At 39.3% G+C, this 2,335-nt stretch carries 1 protein-coding gene; it reads right to left on the minus strand.

Annotation, left to right across the window (positions count from 1 at the left end; translation table 11 throughout):
* Positions 1-929: 929 nt before the first annotated feature.
* Entirely contained in the window at positions 930-1,949 is a 1,020-nt protein-coding gene (locus tag V7137_RS29465; RefSeq protein WP_335701354.1) for an NADP-dependent oxidoreductase, read from the minus strand.
* Between the last annotated feature and the right edge of the window lie 386 nt (positions 1,950-2,335).

Consider the following 2,335-nt stretch of genomic DNA (forward strand, 5'->3'; position numbering starts at 1 on the left):
TAATTTTGAATGTTGTCTTTTTCGTAGGATTTCAAATTTGTACGGAGTACCAGGTTTATTCAACAAAAGGGCACTGTGACCCATCAGGATAGCATAACTGGCCTCCACCCCTTGGACATGCATGACGAAGGAATGAGAGGGCAATTGATCCGTTGAGACATGGGAGGGAAAGCCTCCAGGGGCGGCGTGGAGATGTGCATTATATGGAAAAATGTGGAGTGGTAGCTGACTCCTTTATTTAACTATGCCTTCACGAAGCCAAAATGATCTGAACTCCTATCAATTATACGTAAATCCAAATACAAGGGTTATGAAATCCTGCGAATAAGTGAGCATTCGAGAGATAATCGTATCAAACTGAGGGAGTTGAATAAGTTCGCTAAAATAAATGGGAATGTTTGCCTGGAAGAATAGAAGTAATTTTCTGATAAAATTTATTGATATGATTAAAGAGATAGTAAAAGTTGAATAAAAAAATAGTATTATTAAATGTATTGTTTGTTGTAATTTATTTTATTGCTGTTTGGTATACTGACGTTAATAAGATTTACGAATTAAACAATCACTACGATCAGTATTTAGATTATACTCAACATTTTTTTTATGTTAAATATATTTATTCTAATGGAAAAGAGATAATAATAAACCACGATAGAGTCGTTGTATGAATCTATATATTAATACGTTTATTAATAGGTACAAGAAAAGTGATTAAAAATAAAAAGTGGTAAGTTTCATATGCAAAAAGGGAGCTTCGCATCACGTCGAAGCTCCTTTTTATTGCGATATTTGACAGGGGTAAGACCAAAAAAAAGGTACCTTTCGTCCAAAAGTGATCATTACTGCGGTGTTCCCGAACTTACTTCGCGTGAAGATTTTTCATCGGATCGGGAACAACTGCCTAAAGATGCACGTTTGCATTAACCCTCTTATTCAGATACCTTTACCAATAACTTACCTGTATTTCCACCAGTGAATAACTGGAAAAAAGCAGATACTGTATTTTCAAACCCCTCAACATTCGTCTCTTGATATTTGATTTTTCCGGCTGAAACCCATTTAGCCATAATCTCGGCACCTTCTGCAAAACGTGATGCATAGTTACTGAAGACAAATCCCTGCATCAATGAGCTAGTAGTCAAAAGTTTAATTTGCACACGTGGACCAATATCAGTCTTAGCTCCATTATACGTTGCGATTTGACCACAAATCGGAATTCTGGCTCCGTGATTAATAAGTTTCATAATCGTGTCGGATACCGTACCACCTACATTGTCGAAATAGACATCAACACCGTTTGGGCATGCAGCCTCAATCTGTTTCTCAAAATCCGGTTCCCTATAATTGATTGCGGCAGTGAATCCGAGTTCCTTTGTTAGATACTCACACTTATCATCCGAACCAGCAATCCCTACAGAGCGAGCTCCCTTGATATTTGCAATTTGTCCTACTACCGTACCTACGGCACCCGCTGCACCAGATACGACCACGGTCTCCCCCTCTTTGGGTTTGCCAATGTCAAGTAATCCAAAGTAGGCAGTTAGTCCTGTCATCCCTAGAACACCGAGATACGTTGTAATAGGTGCGATACTTGCATCGATTTTGCGCAAACTGTCAGCGCTCACGACTTCATATGTTTGCCATCCATAACCGCCGAGTACGATATCACCAACATCGAACACTGGTGATGCAGTCTCAATTACTCGACCTATAACCCCCCCGAGAATAACACCATCGATTGGATACGGAGCTACGTACGATTTCCCGGCATTCATTCGTCCGCGCATGTATGGATCAACCGAAATGTATAGACTTTGGACAAGCACTTGCTCATTTTGAAGCCCAGGAATTTCTACTTCTTCCATCCGGAAGTTCTCTGCGGTAGCCGTCTCTTCCGGTCTGGATGCCAGCACAATTCGTTTCTTGTAGGCTGGGCGTACTAAACTCATTTTCCACCTCTTTCTGGGTTCTTTATCCACTTTTTTAGTGCAGCATCGATACATAGATCGATCTCAGCAGACCACACGGAATGTCAAAATCTCACAATATTTTATATAACCTTGTGAATTGAATTTTTCCAATCCACTCCTCATAGGGTACTCTGATTCACCCTCAACCATACGGGTTGCCTTTTGCTTTCAGTTAAAATATGTATTAACTTATAAGTTGGAAAAGTGTATTTAAAAGAGAAAATGGAGGAATCAAAATTGGATTCTGCAAAATCGGGTAAGAAACATTATGTACTAAAGTCTACCCCACCTAGAATGGACTTTGCTTGATGACCTGTATGCAAGTAAAAGTATTCTTGGAATTTTATCTCTAACCGATTTATATT

Origin of the sequence: Neobacillus drentensis, from assembly GCF_036962765.1 — a bacterium.
Taxonomy (GTDB): domain Bacteria; phylum Bacillota; class Bacilli; order Bacillales; family Cytobacillaceae; genus Neobacillus; species Neobacillus drentensis_C.

Excerpts from the sequence above, each read along its gene's own strand:
- V7137_RS29465 (WP_335701354.1), bottom strand. The coding sequence starts at position 1,949 with ATGAGTTTAGTACGCCCAGCCTACAAGAAACGAATTGTGCTGGCATCC.